Consider the following 15,543-nt stretch of genomic DNA (forward strand, 5'->3'; position numbering starts at 1 on the left):
GCGGCACGCCGGGCGGGAGGCGGCGTATACGCGGTGCCGGCTCCGTCACGACGGAGCCGGCACCGATGATCTTTTGGCGCTGGTCAGGCGGCCGTGCACTGGACGTCACGGCTGCGGCGGGCCGGGCGGGTCGAAGGGACGGCGAGTGGCGCGGCCACCGCCGACGGGGCGTGTGGGTCGAGCCAGACCCGAACGGCCGGCCGACCTGGCGCGAGGCCCGGAACGCCCGCGATGTGCTGCTCACGGCGGGTGAGCATCGCCACGTCGACGGTGAACTCGAAGAGCCGCCAGTCGACCTGCGGCTCGGCGCGGGCGCTGTGCGCCAGTTGCGCCACCCGGACCGGATCGGTCACCGGACGGGCGCGCCCCGCCACGTAAGCCTCGTCGTCGCTCTCTTCCGCCGGGAACGAGTGCAGCGCGTAGCGGCCGTCACGTTCCAGGTCGCGGCGCTTGGGCGAGTCGATGATGAAGCAGAACAGCCCCTCGGCGGTGATGACCGGGGAGACCGGATGGACGCGGGGCCCGCCGTCGGCACGGACCGTGGCCAGATAGCCGAAGCCCGGCCCGTACTGCTGGAGGAGAACGCGGATCCCGTCGGCGAGTCGGGGCTCGTCGGCGGCGAATTCGGACCAGGAAGCCATGTGGGCATTCTATCGAACAAATGTACGAGCAGCGACCTCGACGCGCTGGTCACCGGCACCAAATCCGGCCACTTTGGGCAACGCGGCTATGGTGGTCCGATGCTGCTCTCCGACCGCGACCTGGTCTCCGAGATCAAGGCCGGCACGCTGGGCCTGGAGCCGTTCGAGCCCACCCTGGTCCAACCGTCCAGCATCGACGTCCGACTCGACCGGCTGTTCCGGGTCTTCAACAACCACCTCTACACCCACATCGATCCCGCCATGCAGCAGGACGACCTGACCTCGGTGGTCGAGGTCCCCGATGGCGAGCCGTTCGTGCTGCACCCGGGGGAGTTCGTGCTCGCCTCGACGCTGGAGGTCATCTCGCTGGGTGACCAACTCGCCGGCCGCCTGGAGGGCAAGAGTTCGCTGGGGCGGCTCGGGCTGCTCACGCACTCCACCGCCGGTTTCATCGACCCGGGCTTCTCCGGTCACGTGACGCTGGAACTCTCAAACGTGGCGAACCTGCCGATCACCCTGTGGCCGGGCATGAAGATCGGGCAGCTCTGCATCTTCCGGCTCTCCTCGCCGGCCGAGCACCCGTACGGCTCGGTGGTCTACGGCTCGCGCTACCAGGGCCAGCGGGGGCCGACCCCGAGCCGCGCCTGGCAGCACTGGCGCACCTGGCCCACCCGCTGAGGCACGACGCAGAGAACGACGAGGGCCCGCCGCGACGGATCGCGGCGGGCCCTGTCGTCACCCGGGGTCAGCCCGGGCGGCCGTAGCTGTGGATCGGGCCGTCGTCGACCTTTTTCATCTTGACCGGTTGACCGGCCTGCGAGGCGTGCACCACCCAGCCGCCACCGACGTACATGCCGACGTGGTGGATGTCGCTGTAGTAGAAGACCAGGTCGCCGGGGCGCAGGTCGCCCCTGCTGACGTTCTTCGTGACGCGGCTCTGCGCGGCGGCGTTGTGCGGCAGCGACACGCCGGCCTTCGCCCAGGCGGCCAGCATGAGGCCGGAGCAGTCGTACGAGTTCGGACCCTCGGCGCCCCAGACGTAGGGCTTGCCGATCTGCGCGCAGGCGAACTTGACAGCGGTGCCCGCGGCGCCGCCGGGGTAGCTACCCGGGCAGGGCGCCGGGCGCAGCGGGCCACCGCCACCGCTGCCGTACACCTTGAGGCGCAGCTTCTGCAGGCGGTCGATCTCTTCGTTGATCTGCTTCTTCTTCGCCGCCAACTGGGCTTCGGTGCGGCTCAGCTGGGCCACCATCTCGTCCAGCGGCGCCTTCTGCGCGGCCAACTGGTCGCGCAGGTCGGCCACCTGGCGTACGTCCTTCTGCTGGTTGTGCGCGAAGCGGTCGAGCATTTCCAGCTGGCCGACCACCTCGCTGGGCGATCGGCTGCCGAGCACCGCGTTGACGGTCGAGACGTTCTCACCCATGTAGGCGCGGACGGCCAGCGCGCTGACCTTGTCCATCGCAGCGTCGACCTGGCGCTCCAGCGGGGTGATGCGGGCGGCCAGCGCGTCGGCCTGCTTGCGCTTCGCGGCGAGGTCGGTGCGGGTGGCGTTGTGCCGTTCGATGATCGGTTCGAGCTTGTTCCAGTCGGCGTCGATCTGGCGCTCGATCTCGGTGACCGACGGGTCGGCGTGGGCCGCCGTGGCACTGCCGGTCAGGACGACGGCGACGCCGGCCAGCGCGGCGAGTGCGGTGGTGAAGCGGTACCAGCGTGGGCGCGGCACGATCGACGACGGGCCGGCTGATGCCGACCGGTCGGACGACGGCCGCGGGGCATGGAGTGCCACCGGGGTTCCGTACTCCTTCTTCCTGACCGCCTACCGGGTTAGCTGACGGGTTCGGGCGGGAAGTCGGCGCCCTACCGCAGTGGCTGCGGATTCACCCCGAGGGACCTGGGTCCCCGGTTCGCTCGGAAACGACTCGGCGGTGTCGGTCCGTTACCGCCCGGGCTGGGCGGAGCTGCTGTCGGGCCGACAAATGACCAGAGTAGAGACGCTTGTTACCGATCCGCAACCCGAACGGCCGTGACACTCCGTACGGGTTGGACGAGGTCACCGACAGTGTGTGAAGAATTCTTTCCACTGACTTCGATAGATGGAAAGGTATTGACCTGACCTCCCGGGCGGCGCGATGGTGACCTGACCGCACTCCGCGAGAATCTAGGGGGTTCGATGCACCATCCAACCCTGTCGGCCGGCTGGCGCGCCCTGCTCGCCGCCACCGTGGTCGCCGCCGCGACCACGGCGCCACTCTCCGTCGGCCCGGCCGCCGCCGCGCCAACCACCGACCGCCAGCAGCAGTACGCCGCCGCGGCCACCGAGTACGGCGTACCGACCGTCGTGCTGCTCGGCGTCTCCTACCTGGAGTCGCGCTGGGACACCAACGCCGGCACACCGAGCACCAGTGGCGGCTACGGCCCGATGCACCTGACCGACGCGCGGCACGTGGCCGCCCTACCCGGGCGCGGTCACCACGACGCCGGTGTCGAGGACCCACGCGGCGACGACTCCCGTCCCGCCCGGCTGCCCGCGCCCCGGCCGGTCGAGGCCCCCGCCCCGCCCACCGCCGCGTTGCAGACCGTGGACGCCGCCGCCACGCTGACCGGCGCCACCCCCGAGGCGCTACGCACCGACGCGGGCCTCAACATCCGGGGTGGGGCCGCGCTGCTGAGCGCGTACCAACGGGATCTGGGCGCGCCGGTGGGCGCGGACACCGACCCGGCCGCCTGGTACGGCGCGGTGGCCCGCTACTCCGGCGCGGACAGCGCCGACGCCGCTGCGGCCTTCGCCGAGGAGGTCTTCACCACCATCGGCGCGGACCAGTCCCGGATGACCGACGACGGTCAGCGGATAACCCTGCCGGCCCGTGCGGTACGGCCCGAGCGTTCCTGGTTGGACCGGCTGGGCCTGCGCCGGCTGGCCCGCCCGGACGGGGTCGAGTGCCCGCGCACCATCTCCTGCGAGTGGATCCCGGCCCCCTACGAGGCGTTCGGCGACGGCGACTACGGCAACCACGACCTCTCCGACCGGCCCGCCCGGCAGAAGATCGAGTACATCGTCATCCACGACACCGAGGCGAGTTGGGCGACCACCCTGCAACTCGTCCAGGACCCGACCTACGTGAGCTGGCACTACTCGCTGCGTTCGGTCGACGGGCACATCGCCCAGCACGTGAAGACCACTGACGTCGGCTGGCACGCCGGCAACTGGTACGTCAACGCGAAGTCGATCGGGCTGGAGCACGAGGGCTTCGCGGCGCAGGGCACCTGGTACACCGAGGCGATGTACCGGACCTCGGCGAAGCTGGTCCGGCACCTGGCGCTGCGGCTGGGCATCCCACTGGACCGCCAGCACATCATCGGCCACGACAACGTGCCCGGCACCGTAGCCTCGACCGTGCGGGGGATGCACTGGGATCCGGGCCCGTACTGGGACTGGTCGCACTACTTCGACCTGCTGCACGCACCCCGACTGGACACCGGCACCCCGGCCACCGGGCTGGTCCGGATCGACCCGGCCTATGCCACCAACCGGCCGGCGTTCACCGACTGCGTCACCGTGGGCGTGCCGTGCGCGCCGCGCGGCTCCTCGGCGGTGGTGCTGCGGAGCGCACCGGCCGCGGACGCGCCGCTGGTCAACGACATCGCGCTGCGCCCGGACGGCACCCCGAACACGATGGCCGTGTCGGACCACGGGGCCCGGGCATCCGCCGGGCAGACATACGCGCTGGCCGGGCGGCAGGGCGACTGGACGGCGATCTGGTATCTCGGGCAGCGGGCCTGGTTCCACAACCCGGCGTCCGCGCCGACCGCCAGCTGGACCGTCGGGGTCGTGGCCACACCGAAGCCCGGCCGGGCCACCATCCCGGTCTACGGACGGGCGTACCCGGAGCAGTCGGCGTACCCGGACGGGGTGCCCTACCAGGCGATCTCGCCGTTGCAGTACACCCTGGCCGCCGGGCAGCGGTACGCCGTCGGCGCGGTGCTGGCCGGCGAGTACTACCGGGCCAGCACGTTCGACGGTTCCTCGCCCGGTGACTGGACGGTGATTCGCGGCAAAAACCGCTACGCGCAGATCCAGTTCGGCCACCGGATCATGTACGTCGACCTCGCCGACGTGCAGCTGTTGCCGTCCCCGGTGGACGCGCCTCGCTGAGAACCACGACGGCCCCCGGTCGGTGACCGGGGGCCGTCGTGTCGCGCGAGGTGGATCAGCCGGGTCTGCGGAACCCGGCGATGGGCATGGTGGTGATGCTGGACACCTGCACCGGTTTGCCGGCGCGTGGCGCGTGCACCATCTGGTTGTTGCCCAGATACAACCCGACATGACTCAGGCCGGAGAAGAAGAAGACCAGGTCACCGGGGCGGGCGTCGGCGCGCGAGACGGCCTTGCCCTCGTTCCACTGGTCACCGGTGTGGTGGGTGAGGTAGATCCCGGCCGCCTTGTAGGCGTACTGGGTCAGCCCCGAGCAGTCGAACGAGTTCGGGCCGGTGGCGCCCCAGACGTACGGCTTGCCGACCTTGCCGCACGCGGTCCGGATCGCGGTGCGGGCCGCCGCGCTGACCACTCCGTTGATGGTCGGGCAGGCCGCGGTCACCACAGTGGTCTTGGGCATCGACGCCTCGAGCTGCTTGATCTCGGTGTCGATCTGCTTCTTCTTGGCCGCCAGCTCGTTCTGCTGCTTGGTCTGGGTGACGATCAGCGCGTCCAGCTTCTGCTTCTCGCCGTCGTACTTGGCCCGCACGGCCAGCACACCCTCGACCTCCTTGCGCTCCTGCGAGGCGAGCCGGTCGAGGATGGTGAGCTGCTCGGTGAGCGTGTCCGGCTTGGCGCTGACCAGCAGCGCGCCGATGTCGTGCGACGGGCCCGAGATGTAGTAGCGGGAGGCGAGATCACCGACCCGGTTGAACGCCATCTCGCTCTGCAGCGCCAGCGGCTCGATCTTCTTCTGCAGGTCCGCCGACTTCTGCCGGTTGACCTTCAGCTGCGCCCGAACCTTGTTGTACTGCTCGATGGTGGGCTCCAACTGCTCCCACTTCTTGTCGATCTGCGCCTCGATCTCGTCGACCGTGGGCGCGGCATGTGCCGGCGCGGTCAACAGACCGGCGCCGACCGCCGCGGCGGCGACCAGGACCAGGACCCGGTGGGCGGCGCGGCGCAGGCCAGCAGAGCGAGCAGACGCATTCAGGTCGTGACGATGAGGGGGCATGGTTGCCACCGGCACCGACTCCTTTGCAACCGACCGCCGGGCGCCTCGCGTGAGGGAAGGGCCGAGGCAGACGACCCACAGCGGTCGGTGCATCACATTAGGGAAGCTCGGGGCGGTAATCAAGGCGAGCGGGATAACCATCACTGTCGCGCAACCGCTTGCACACCAAGGGTATTGGTCCATCACCCAACGATTGCGGTCAATACATCGTCGAGCGTGACCACACCGAGCGGTCGGCGCCCGTCGCTGACCAGCACCATGTGCCGCCGCTCGCGACGCATGGCCAGCAGAAGATCGGCCAGCGTACGCTCCGGCGGCACCACCGCGAGCGGCCGATAGACGTCGGCCGGCACCGGGGAGCGGCGACCCTGCCCGGCGTACCCGAGCACGTCCTTGACGTGCACAAAGCCGAGCACCCGACGGGTCGACCGCTGCACCACCGGGAACCGGGACCGGCCGGTCCGGGTCGCCAGCACCTCCAGCGACGCCGGCGAGACGTCCTCGGCCACCGTCACCACCGTCGACCACGGTTGCAGCGCGTCCGCCGCCGTCCGGGCGTGCAGGGCCAGCGCGCCGGTGATCCGCGCGTGCTGCTCCGCGTCGAGCAGACCCTCGGTACGCGCCTGGGAGACCAGGCCGGCCAACTCCTCGGCGGTGAACACCGTCTTCACCGCCTCGGACGCCTCGATCCGCCAGAACGCGAGCACCCGTCGCGCCGCCCACTTCATCGCGAGCAACAACGGTTTGGTGGCCACACAGAACGCCAGCATCGCCGGGCCGAGCCAGAGGGCGGACACCTCCGGACCGGCCAGCGTGATGTTCTTCGGCACCATCTCGCCGACGACCGTGTGCAGAAAGACCACCACGCCCAGTGCCAGCACGAACGCCACCGGGTGCACCGCCCGCTCCGGCAGGCCGGCCGCGTGGAACGGCGGCTCCAGCAGGTGGGCCAACGCCGGTTCGGCGATCGCGCCCAGACCCAACGAGCACACCGTGATGCCGAGTTGCGCGCCAGCGATCATCAGCGGAATCTGATTCATCGCCGACAACGCCCAGCGGGCGCGTTTCGACCCGGCGGCCAGCGGCTCGATCACCGTCCGGCGGGACGCGATGAGCGCGAACTCGCTGCCCACGAAGAACCCGTTGCCGAGCAGCAACAGCACGGTCACCAGCAGCTCACTCATCGTCGTCCGGATCCGCCGGGCGCAGCACCCGAACCTGCTCGATCCGGTGCCGCTCCACCTCGACCACTGTGAACTCCCAGCCGTCCGCCTCGACCGTCTCGCCGGCGAGCGGGATGTGCCCGAGCTGGGCCATCAGGAACCCGGCCAGGGTCTCGTACGGCCCCTCGGGCAGTCGGAAGCCGGTCTGCTCGGCCAACTCGTCGGAGCGGAGCACACCGTCGACCAGCACGGTGCGCTCGCCACCCGGCACGGTCAGCTCGACCGACCCGTCGTCGTCCACGCTCGCAGGGTCGAACTCGTCGGCGATCTCGCCGACCAACTCCTCGACGAGGTCCTCGACGGTCACCACACCGTCGGTGCCGCCGTACTCGTCGACCACGATGGCCAGGTCGGCCCCGGCCGCCTTCAGCGCGGCCAGCACACCGTCCAGGTTGAGGCTCTCCGGCACGTACACCGGCTCGCGGGCCACCGAGCCGACAGTCGTCGACGCCCGGTCGGCCAGCGGCACGCCCAGCGCGTCCGGCACCCCGGCGACGCCGGTAACCAGGTCCACTGTCTCCTCGTACACCGGGAACCGGGTTCGCCCGGTCCGCCGCGACTCCTCCAGCAACTCGGCCACGGTGGCCGTGACGCGCAGCGCGACCACGTCCACCCTGGGAGTCATCGCCTCGGCGGCCCGCTTGTCGCCGAAACGGATGGTGCGGCGCAGCAACATCGCGGTGTCCGTCGGCAGCGCGCCGGCACGCGCCGAGATGCCCGCCAGCAGGCCCAGCTCCTCCGGTGAGCGGGCGCTGGCCAACTCCTCCTGCGGCTCCACGCCGAGCGCCCGGACCAGTCGGTTCGCCGAGCCGTTCAACCCTCGGATCACCCAGCCGAACGTCCGGGAGAAGGTGTGCATCGGGCCGGCCGTGGCCAGCGCCGCCGGCATGGGCCGGGCCAGCGCCGCGTTCTTCGGCACCAACTCGCCGAAGAGCATGGAGATCAGGGTGGCCAGGGCCAACGCGAGGAACGGGGTGAGTCGCTCGGTGCTGCCGCCGGCCAGCGGGCGCAACAGCGGGGTGAAGAGCCGAGCCAGGGCCGGCTCGGCCAGGTAGCCGGTGAGCAGCGCGGTGATGGTGATGCCGAGCTGCGCCCCGGAGAGCTGGAAGGAGAGTTCGCGCAACGCTGTGCGTACCGTCAGGGCGGCCTGGTCGCCCGCCGCGGCCCGCCGGTCGATCTCCGCCCGGTCGACCGTGACCAGGGCGAACTCGGCCGCGACGAAGAACGCGTTGCCCGCGGTCAGGGCTACGAAGCCGACCAGGGGCAGCAGCGTCGTCCAGAGTAGGCCGTCGATGTCGCCTCACCTCGGCGAGATTCTTGCACGACGGCGGCGGCCCGCAGGGGCCGCGGCCGTCGATGAACAGATCCCGGGGGTACGCGTCTCAGCCGGCGACCGGCGCGGTCTCCTTGCCGCCCTGCTGCTGCTCGGGCTTGACCGAACGGAGCAGCACGCTCGCCACGTCGATCACCTCGACCTGTTCGCCGGCGCCCTTGCCGTTGACCCCGTCGTTGAGCATTGTCGAGCAGAACGGGCAACCGACCGCGACCGTCTTCGCCCCGGTGGCCATGGCCTCCTCGACCCGGTCCACGTTGATCCGCTTGCCGATCTTCTCTTCCATCCACATCCGGGCACCGCCAGCACCACAGCAGAAGGAGCGCTCGCTGTTGCGCGGCATCTCGGTCAGGTCGCCCGCGATGGCGTCGCCGAGGACCTCCCGGGGGGCTGCGAAGATCCGGTTGTGTCGACCCAGGTAGCAGGGGTCGTGGTAGGTGACGCCGCCGTCGACCGGCTGCACCGGCGTGAGCTTGCCGGTGGCGACCAGGTGCGCGAGCAGTTGGGTGTGGTGGACCACCTCGAACTCGCCGCCGAGCTGCCCGTACTCGTTGCCCAGGGTGTTGAAGCAGTGCGGGCAGGTCGCGACGATCTTGCGCTTGGCCTTGTCCCGACCCTCGAACGCCTCGTTCAGCGTCTCCACGTTCTGCTGGGCGAGCATCTGGAAGACGAACTCGTTGCCGATCCGTCGCGCCGGGTCGCCGGAGCAGGTCTCACCCTCGCCCAGGATCGCGAACTTCACGCCCGCCTCGTTGAGCAGCGTGGCCACCGCACGGGTGGTCTTCTTGGCCCGGTCCTCGAACGCGCCGGCGCAACCGACCCAGAACAGGTACTCGAAGTCGTCCACCTCGCCGACCCGGGGCACCTCGAAGTCCAGGCCCTTGGTCCAGTCTTCGCGGGTGTTCTGCGGGGCGCCCCACGGGTTGCCCTTGTTCTCCAGGTTGCGCAGCATCACCCCGGCCTCGGAGGGGAAGCTCGACTCGATCAGCACCTGGTAGCGGCGCATGTCGACGATGTGGTCCACGTGCTCGATGTCCACCGGGCACTGCTCGACGCAGGCGCCGCAGGTGGTGCAGGACCAGAGCACGTCCGGGTCGATGACACCGCCCTCCTCGGCGGTGCCGATCAACGGCTTGTCGGCCTCGGCGAGGGCCAGCACGTCCAGGTGGGCGAGCTGCGCCTGGGTGGCCTTCTCCTCGCCGGTCAGGTCCTTGCCGCCGCCGGCCAGCAGGTAGGGCGCCTTCGCGTACGCGTGGTCGCGCAGGCTCAGCACCAGCAGCTTGGGAGACAGCGGCTTGCCGGTGTTCCAGGCCGGGCACTGCGACTGGCAGCGACCGCACTCGGTGCAGGTGCTGAAGTCGAGGAGGCCCTTCCAGCTGAACTGCTCGACGTGGGCGACGCCGAACTGGTCCTTCTCCGGGTCCGCCTCCTCGAAGTCGAGCGGCTTGCCCTGGCTGGTCATCGGGCGCAGCGCGCCGAGACCGGAGCCGGCCGGCTTGGCCGGTTCCCGCTTGAAGAAGATGTTGGGGAACGCCAGGAAGCGGTGCCAGGCGACACCCATGGTGACGTTCAGGGAGATGACGATCAGCCAGGTCATCGAGATGGCGATCTTGATGAGCGCGGCGACGCTCGCGCCGTCCGACCAGTCGGGCAGCACCGCGCCGACCGCGTGACTGACGGGGGTGGCCCAGACCGGGTACTCGAAGTGGTCGGTGGCGACCTTGAAGCCGCGGATCAGCAGGCCGAAGATCAGGACCAGCAGCACGATCCACTCGACGAAGTAGCCCTGCCACATGGTCGAGCCGGTGAACCGGGACCGCCCGCCCAGCCGCGTCGGCCGGTTGCGCAGCCGGATCGCCATCAGCACCAGGATGCCGACCAGGCCCAGCACGGTGATGATCTCGGTGGCCAACCCGAAGATCGTCCAATGCCCGATCAGGGGCAGCCCGCCGGTCGGGGTGACCACCTCGAAGTACGCCTCGAGCACCAGCAGCGACAGCACGATGAAGCCGACCATCACGAACCAGTGCGCGGCGCCCACCACGCCCCACTTGAGCATCCGGGTGTGACCGGCCGTCTCCACCAGCATCGTCCTGGCGCGGGCGACCTTGTCGGAGAACCGGTCCGGCGCGGGTTGCCCGAGCCGGATGACTGCCACCATCTTCAGCACCGCACGCACCGCAAGCCACACCGCCACGGCGGTGATGGCGGCCGCGAGGATCGTGGTGACGATCTGGACGCTGCCCATCGAGTTGGCCTCCCCGGTCTGCTGCCTGATGACCTCGCCCTGCTCGGTCATACAGTGCAGCCTACGCGAAAGTTACCCGGCGGTAACGTGAGTCATCTCGCAGTAGGCTGCGCTGCCTGCGCACACCTTAGGGGCCCCCACCCGATCCTGCTGGGCAGGGGCTCGACGGGGTGATGTGAGACCGCCGACGCGACGGTCGGCTCGAATCAGCGCCAGCGGGAGAGCAACGCCAGCGAGGCGACCATCGCACCGAAGCCGACGGCGAGGTTCCAGTAACCCCACGCCATGACCGGGTACTCCTGCTCGGACAGGTAGTAGAGCACCAGCCAGCCGATCCCGACGACGATCAAGGCGACCGCGGTGACCGGCAACCACACCGGGCTAGGCTTGCGCGACGACGCCGTCGTCGTCGGACGGACGTCCGTCGGCGGGGTGTACACCTTCTTCTTACGGACCTGAGACTTGGGCACGGCGCTCTCCAGAGGGGTGACGACCTCGTCCGGCCTGACAACCGGGCGCGAGGGCGACGGTCCATGGCCAATAATGTTCGAGAGCTAGCGTAGTCCCGATTGGCCGGCCGGACCACGAATGGGGTCAGGCCGGTGCACGGAGTGACCGAAAGAGGCGGGACCGTTCGAACCGCCGGCCCGGCCGGCACGGACGATCCCCGACACGCGGAAGGAACGCTCGGTGGAGTACACATCCGGCGCAACCTCCTGGCAGAAGGTCCTCCGACGGGCCGCGGCCGGGCTGCTGCCCCGGCGACCGCGTCAACGCCGTCCGGGCTGGTCGATCGGGGTGCCCCTGATCGCCGCGGCGGCCGGGTTGCTCTTCACCACCACCGCGACCACCGCAGGCGGCACCGCTCTCCGGGAGGACCGGCGACCCCAGCTCAACCAGCTCATCGAGGACCGACGCGAACAGGTGGCGGCCAGCGAACGCCGCGCCGCCGAGCTACGCGGTGAGGTGGAGCAACGGACCGACACGCTGGCCGGCTCGGACGCCCCGATCAAGAAGCAGCAGAACCGTGCCCAGGGCAGCCTCCAGGACGCCGGGTTCACCGCGCTCACCGGGCCCGGGGTCACCGTCGAGCTGAACGACGCGCCACAGCACGACCAGACCCAGTCAGACGCCAGCAACGACGACCTGGTGGTGCATCAGGGAGACGTGCAGGCGGTGGTCAACGCGCTGTGGGCCGGCGGGGCCGAGGCCATGTCAATCATGAATGTCCGCGTGCTCACCACCAGCGCGGTACGCTGCGTCGGTAACACCCTGCTACTTCATGGTCGGGTGTATTCTCCACCGTTCAAGATCGTAGCAATCGGCGATCCCGCTGCCCTCCAGCAGGCCCTCGCCAGCTCCCAGGGAGTCCGGTTGTTCAAGGACGCGGTCGACGACTACCAGCTCGGCTACAAGGAGACGACCTCCACGGTGCGAGTTCCCGCATTCGAGGATTCCACCGCCCTGCGCTCGGCTACGGTGCCCAAATGAGCGGGCCGGACGAACGACGCGACGGGCGACACCGGGACCAGACGGACGAGCCGACCGCCTTCCTACCCAAGTTCGACCGCCCCGATCCGGCACCCGGCCGACCGACCACGGCCGGCAACTGGCCCGAGCCGGTGCTGCACCCTCCGCGAGCCGAGCAACCGACGCGGCCGAACGCCAGCCCACCCGGGCCGACCGAGACCCCGGGGAGCCCAGGCGTCGAAGCCCCACCGCCCTGGCCTGGCACCGCGGCGCACACGCCCGGCCCGCACGGCGGTGCCGGGGTTCCCCCGGCGACCACCCCCGACCGTCCGACCGCTGGCAACCAGGGCCCGGTTCGGCCCGCCGTCCCCGGCAACGCCCCGACCCGGCCCCCCGCGCCCAGTGCCGCGTCCACCCGACCCACCCCACCCAGCGCCGCGCCGACGCGACCGCCGACCGCCGGCAATCCACCGGGTGCGGGAGTGCCGCCGGGTGCCGCCCCGACCCGACCGGCCACGCCTGGCGGGCTGCCGATGCCGACCCGACCGACCACCTCGGGCGCCCCGAGCCGGCCCGCCTCCTCCGACCCCTCGGGCGCTCCGAGCCGGCCCGTTTCCTCCGGCCCCTCGATCCCGCCGCTGGCCGACTCGCCGACCGCGCCCATTCCGCAGGTCACCGCCCGGCCGGCACGGCCCACCGGCGCCCCGGCCACCCCGGTCTCACCGGCCGCCCCCAACCGGGTGGCAGCGGCCGGGCACGACGGCTTCGCGCCGTCGACCGGGCCGGGCCGGGTCCCACCGAGCGCTGGAGCGGATCGCAACGCGGACCCGGGCGCCACCGCGCTGATTCCGGCCGTGACCGGCGCACCCGCCAGCAGACCGCCGACCATGGACTCGACCGCGTTGATGGGTGCCGTACCCCGCACGGCCGTCCCCGAGGAGCCGGCCGGCGACAACCCCACCGACCCGCCCCAACCTCGACGCGGCGAGCGGGTGGTCCAACTCCGGCCGCACCAGACCGGCGAGGGCTACAAGAGCGTCTACTCCGAGCTCACCCGCCCCTCGTTCGGCTCGCGGCTGCGCACCGGTGTCCGCGTCACCGGCGAAATCCTGATCACCTTCGGCCTGGTGGTCCTGCTCTTCGCCGGCTACGAAGTCTGGGGCAAGTCGGCCATCGTCGACGCCCACCAGAACGACCTCAACAACGAGTTGGCCCAGGCCTGGGGTCCGACCGACGATCCGACGGTCGCCCCGTCGGTGGGCCCGAGCGTCAAACCATCCCCACCGGTACGCGGCAAGCCGCTCGCCGGCCTCTACATCCCGAAGCTCGACAAGAACTGGGTCGTCGTCGAGGGCGTCACCCAGCAGGACATCCGCTTCGCCCCGGGCCACTACCCGGCCAGCGCGCTGCCCGGCCAGGTGGGCAACTTCTCCGTCGCCGGCCACCGCAACCGGGCCACCTTCTGGCGGCTGGACGAACTGGACGAGGGCGACGCGATCGTGGTCGAGAGCAAGAACGACTGGTACGTCTACCGGGTGTCGCAGTCCCGCATCGTCCGGCCGACCCAGGTCGAGGTGGTGGCGCCGGTGCCTGGCGAGCCGGACAAGAAGCCGACCAAGCGGATGCTCACCCTCACCACGTGCAACCCGAAGTTCGACAACTACCAGCGCCTGATCATCCACGCCGAACTGGACCGCACCCAACCCAAGTCCGCGGGCCGCCCGGTGGAGCTGGGAGGCTGACCCGATGTACGCGTTCATCTGGCGCAAGCTGCCGTTCGGCGTGGTAGGAAAGGTGACCGGCTCGGTGCTGCTGGTGGCCGCCACGGTGGCCCTGCTGTGGTATGTCGCCTTCCCCTGGGCCGAGCCCCTGCTGCCCTTCGACGACGTGCAGGTCGAGTCCGGCGTACCCGCGGAGACGGGTGGCGGCGACCCGGTGACCGTGGAGACCCCGGCCGGCGACGAGCACGAACTGCCGTACGACACCGACCAGAACAACCCCGCGCCCCCCTCCCCGAGCAGGTGACCATGCGAGTCCTGGTGATCGACAACTACGACTCCTTCGTCTTCAACCTGGTCCAATATCTGGGCCAGCTCGGCGTGGACTGCGAGGTTCGCCGCAACGACGAGATCGACGTCGCTGAGGTGGGCAGGGTTGGCGCGGACGGCATCCTGCTGTCCCCCGGGCCGGGCAGCCCGGACCGGGCCGGCATCTGCCTGGACGTCATCCGGGAGTACGCGGGCAAGCTGCCGATCTTCGGGGTCTGCCTCGGTCACCAGGCGATCGGCGAGGCGTTCGGGGCGACCGTGACGCGCGCGCCCGAGCTGCTGCATGGAAAGACCTCCGAGGTGCGGCACAACTCGGTCGGCGTACTCGCCGGCCTGCCCGACCCGTTCACCGCCACCCGGTACCACTCCCTCGCGGTGCTGCCCGAGACGCTTCCGGACGAGCTGGAGGTCACCGGCTGGACCGGCTCCGGCGTGGTGATGGCGATGCGGCACCGGACGTTGCCCATCGAGGGCGTCCAGTTCCACCCGGAGTCGGTGCTCACCGAGGGCGGTCACCTGATGCTGGCCAACTGGCTGGCCAGCTGCGGCCACCCCGAGGCGCTGGAGCGGGCACCCGCCCTGGCCGCCGAGGTCGACGCCCGCCGCCTGGCGGCCTTCGCCACCACCTGAGCGCCCGACCGTCAGGGCCCGGGTCTGAGAGCACCCGGCGGCCGGGTCAGCCGCGCAGCGCCTGCTGGATCGCGGGGTCCGCGGGCGAACGCACCGCCGGCGGTCGGTCGCGCACCGCGTCCCACGCCGCCTTGCCACTGGCGAAGTAGTCCCGTACCGACTTCTCGGCGAGCAGTGCGGCGCCGCAACCGTCGCAGCTGGCGGTCACCCCGTCGACGTCGAGGCCGAGCTGCCGGCACAGCGTCACCGCCCGGGACAGGTGGTACGACTGGGTGACGATCAGCGCCCGCTCGACGCCGTACACCTCGCGTGCCCTCGCGCAACTGTCGTAGGTGTCCAGGCCGTACGGGTCGGCCACCACCCGGCGCCTGTCGACACCGCGCTCGGAGAGGTACGTCGTCATCACCGCCGGCTCGTCGCCGGACGCGCCACCGCCGTCGCCGGACACGAGGACGACAGTGGCCCGCCCACTGGTCACCAACTCGGCGGCGGTGTCCAGGCGACCGGCGAGACGGTCCCCGGGCCGCTGCCGATCGGCGGCCACCTCGGTGCCGAGCACGATCACCACGTCGGCGGCCGGCGCGTCGGCGGCGGCGTACAGGTGGCCGCGTGCGGCGAGCGTCGTCCACAGCCACGGGCAGCTGGCGAGCACCAGCACGACAAGCCCCGCGACGGCCAGCCAGCGGAGGCGTCGGGGCCACCGCCGCACCGCCCCGACCGGGGACGCCTCGGCCATGCCGATG

The 15,543-nt window shown here is 70.9% G+C and carries 14 protein-coding genes and 1 riboswitch; of the genes, 6 read left to right on the forward strand and 8 right to left on the reverse strand.

Features of this window, described 5'->3' with window-relative positions:
• Positions 1–83: 83 nt before the first annotated feature.
• On the reverse strand, positions 84–641 hold the full coding sequence (locus ABZU52_RS07430; RefSeq protein WP_354970232.1) for a pyridoxamine 5'-phosphate oxidase family protein: 558 nt from the start codon (positions 639–641) through the stop codon (positions 84–86).
• 99 nt (positions 642–740) lie between these two features.
• Here ABZU52_RS07430 and dcd point away from each other — a divergent pair, with 99 nt between their 5' ends.
• A complete protein-coding gene (gene dcd / locus ABZU52_RS07435) occupies positions 741–1,319 on the forward strand; it encodes a dCTP deaminase (RefSeq protein WP_089018323.1) in 579 nt (192 codons plus the stop codon).
• Between the two features lie 67 nt (positions 1,320–1,386).
• Here dcd and ABZU52_RS07440 read toward each other — a convergent pair whose 3' ends face one another.
• The gene (locus ABZU52_RS07440) at positions 1,387–2,427 is read right to left on the reverse strand and encodes an NlpC/P60 family protein (RefSeq protein ID WP_354970233.1); all 1,041 of its coding nucleotides are present in this window, start codon (positions 2,425–2,427) and stop codon (positions 1,387–1,389) included.
• A 13-nt stretch (positions 2,428–2,440) separates the two neighbouring features.
• Positions 2,441–2,576, reverse strand: a riboswitch (cyclic di-AMP (ydaO/yuaA leader).
• Between the two features lie 235 nt (positions 2,577–2,811).
• Between ABZU52_RS07440 and ABZU52_RS07445 the strand changes: the two genes are divergently transcribed.
• Positions 2,812–4,794 (forward strand): peptidoglycan recognition family protein, encoded by a 1,983-nt coding sequence (locus ABZU52_RS07445; protein WP_354970234.1) that lies wholly within the window; start codon positions 2,812–2,814, stop codon positions 4,792–4,794.
• Positions 4,795–4,849: 55 nt separating this feature from the next.
• Here the strand turns inward: ABZU52_RS07445 and ABZU52_RS07450 are convergent, their stop codons facing one another.
• The 5 genes from ABZU52_RS07450 to ABZU52_RS07470 all read right to left on the reverse strand — a co-directional run bounded on the left by ABZU52_RS07450 (position 4,850) and on the right by ABZU52_RS07470 (position 11,122).
• Positions 4,850–5,863: an NlpC/P60 family protein gene (locus ABZU52_RS07450; protein WP_354970235.1), complete on the reverse strand. Its 1,014-nt coding sequence runs from the start codon at positions 5,861–5,863 to the stop codon at positions 4,850–4,852.
• Positions 5,864–6,030: 167 nt separating this feature from the next.
• Positions 6,031–7,032 (reverse strand): hemolysin family protein, encoded by a 1,002-nt coding sequence (locus ABZU52_RS07455; protein ID WP_354970236.1) that lies wholly within the window; start codon positions 7,030–7,032, stop codon positions 6,031–6,033.
• Positions 7,025–8,338, reverse strand: coding sequence for a hemolysin family protein (locus ABZU52_RS07460; RefSeq protein WP_354970325.1), 1,314 nt, complete (start codon positions 8,336–8,338; stop codon positions 7,025–7,027). Before ABZU52_RS07460 ends, ABZU52_RS07455 begins: the two co-directional genes overlap by 8 nt.
• Positions 8,339–8,453: 115 nt before the next feature.
• The gene (locus ABZU52_RS07465) at positions 8,454–10,652 is read right to left on the reverse strand and encodes a (Fe-S)-binding protein (protein WP_354970326.1); all 2,199 of its coding nucleotides are present in this window, start codon (positions 10,650–10,652) and stop codon (positions 8,454–8,456) included.
• Between the two features lie 206 nt (positions 10,653–10,858).
• Entirely contained in the window at positions 10,859–11,122 is a 264-nt protein-coding gene (locus ABZU52_RS07470) for a cell division protein CrgA (protein ID WP_030331997.1), read from the reverse strand.
• 220 nt (positions 11,123–11,342) lie between these two features.
• Between ABZU52_RS07470 and ABZU52_RS07475 the strand changes: the two genes are divergently transcribed.
• Genes ABZU52_RS07475 through ABZU52_RS07490 form a run of 4 tightly spaced genes read left to right on the forward strand, consistent with a single transcriptional unit; the run spans position 11,343 to position 14,800 of the window.
• Positions 11,343–12,143, forward strand: a complete 801-nt coding sequence (locus ABZU52_RS07475) for a DUF881 domain-containing protein (protein WP_354970237.1) — start codon at positions 11,343–11,345, stop codon at positions 12,141–12,143.
• Positions 12,140–13,864, forward strand: a complete 1,725-nt coding sequence (locus ABZU52_RS07480) for a class E sortase (RefSeq protein ID WP_354970238.1) — start codon at positions 12,140–12,142, stop codon at positions 13,862–13,864. The genes ABZU52_RS07475 and ABZU52_RS07480 overlap by 4 nt, the downstream gene beginning before the upstream one ends.
• Positions 13,865–13,868: 4 nt before the next feature.
• Positions 13,869–14,147 (forward strand): hypothetical protein, encoded by a 279-nt coding sequence (locus ABZU52_RS07485; protein ID WP_354970239.1) that lies wholly within the window; start codon positions 13,869–13,871, stop codon positions 14,145–14,147.
• A gap of 2 nt (positions 14,148–14,149) precedes the next feature.
• Entirely contained in the window at positions 14,150–14,800 is a 651-nt protein-coding gene (locus ABZU52_RS07490; protein ID WP_354970240.1) for an aminodeoxychorismate/anthranilate synthase component II, read from the forward strand.
• 46 nt (positions 14,801–14,846) lie between these two features.
• Here the strand turns inward: ABZU52_RS07490 and ABZU52_RS07495 are convergent, their stop codons facing one another.
• Positions 14,847–15,536, reverse strand: a complete 690-nt coding sequence (locus ABZU52_RS07495) for an ElyC/SanA/YdcF family protein (RefSeq protein ID WP_354970241.1) — start codon at positions 15,534–15,536, stop codon at positions 14,847–14,849.
• Positions 15,537–15,543: the final 7 nt, after the last annotated feature.

Source organism: Micromonospora sp. NPDC005220, from assembly GCF_040607895.1.
Taxonomy (GTDB): domain Bacteria; phylum Actinomycetota; class Actinomycetes; order Mycobacteriales; family Micromonosporaceae; genus Micromonospora.

Coding starts and splice junctions, on each gene's coding strand:
- ABZU52_RS07495 (WP_354970241.1), bottom strand. CDS start 15,536: ATGGCCGAGGCGTCCCCGGTCGGGGCGGTGCGGCGGTGGCCCCGACGC.
- ABZU52_RS07480 (WP_354970238.1), top strand. CDS start 12,140: ATGAGCGGGCCGGACGAACGACGCGACGGGCGACACCGGGACCAGACG.
- dcd (WP_089018323.1), top strand. CDS start 741: ATGCTGCTCTCCGACCGCGACCTGGTCTCCGAGATCAAGGCCGGCACG.
- ABZU52_RS07455 (WP_354970236.1), bottom strand. CDS start 7,032: ATGAGTGAGCTGCTGGTGACCGTGCTGTTGCTGCTCGGCAACGGGTTC.
- ABZU52_RS07490 (WP_354970240.1), top strand. CDS start 14,150: ATGCGAGTCCTGGTGATCGACAACTACGACTCCTTCGTCTTCAACCTG.
- ABZU52_RS07430 (WP_354970232.1), bottom strand. CDS start 641: ATGGCTTCCTGGTCCGAATTCGCCGCCGACGAGCCCCGACTCGCCGAC.
- ABZU52_RS07445 (WP_354970234.1), top strand. CDS start 2,812: ATGCACCATCCAACCCTGTCGGCCGGCTGGCGCGCCCTGCTCGCCGCC.
- ABZU52_RS07485 (WP_354970239.1), top strand. CDS start 13,869: ATGTACGCGTTCATCTGGCGCAAGCTGCCGTTCGGCGTGGTAGGAAAG.
- ABZU52_RS07465 (WP_354970326.1), bottom strand. CDS start 10,652: ATGGGCAGCGTCCAGATCGTCACCACGATCCTCGCGGCCGCCATCACC.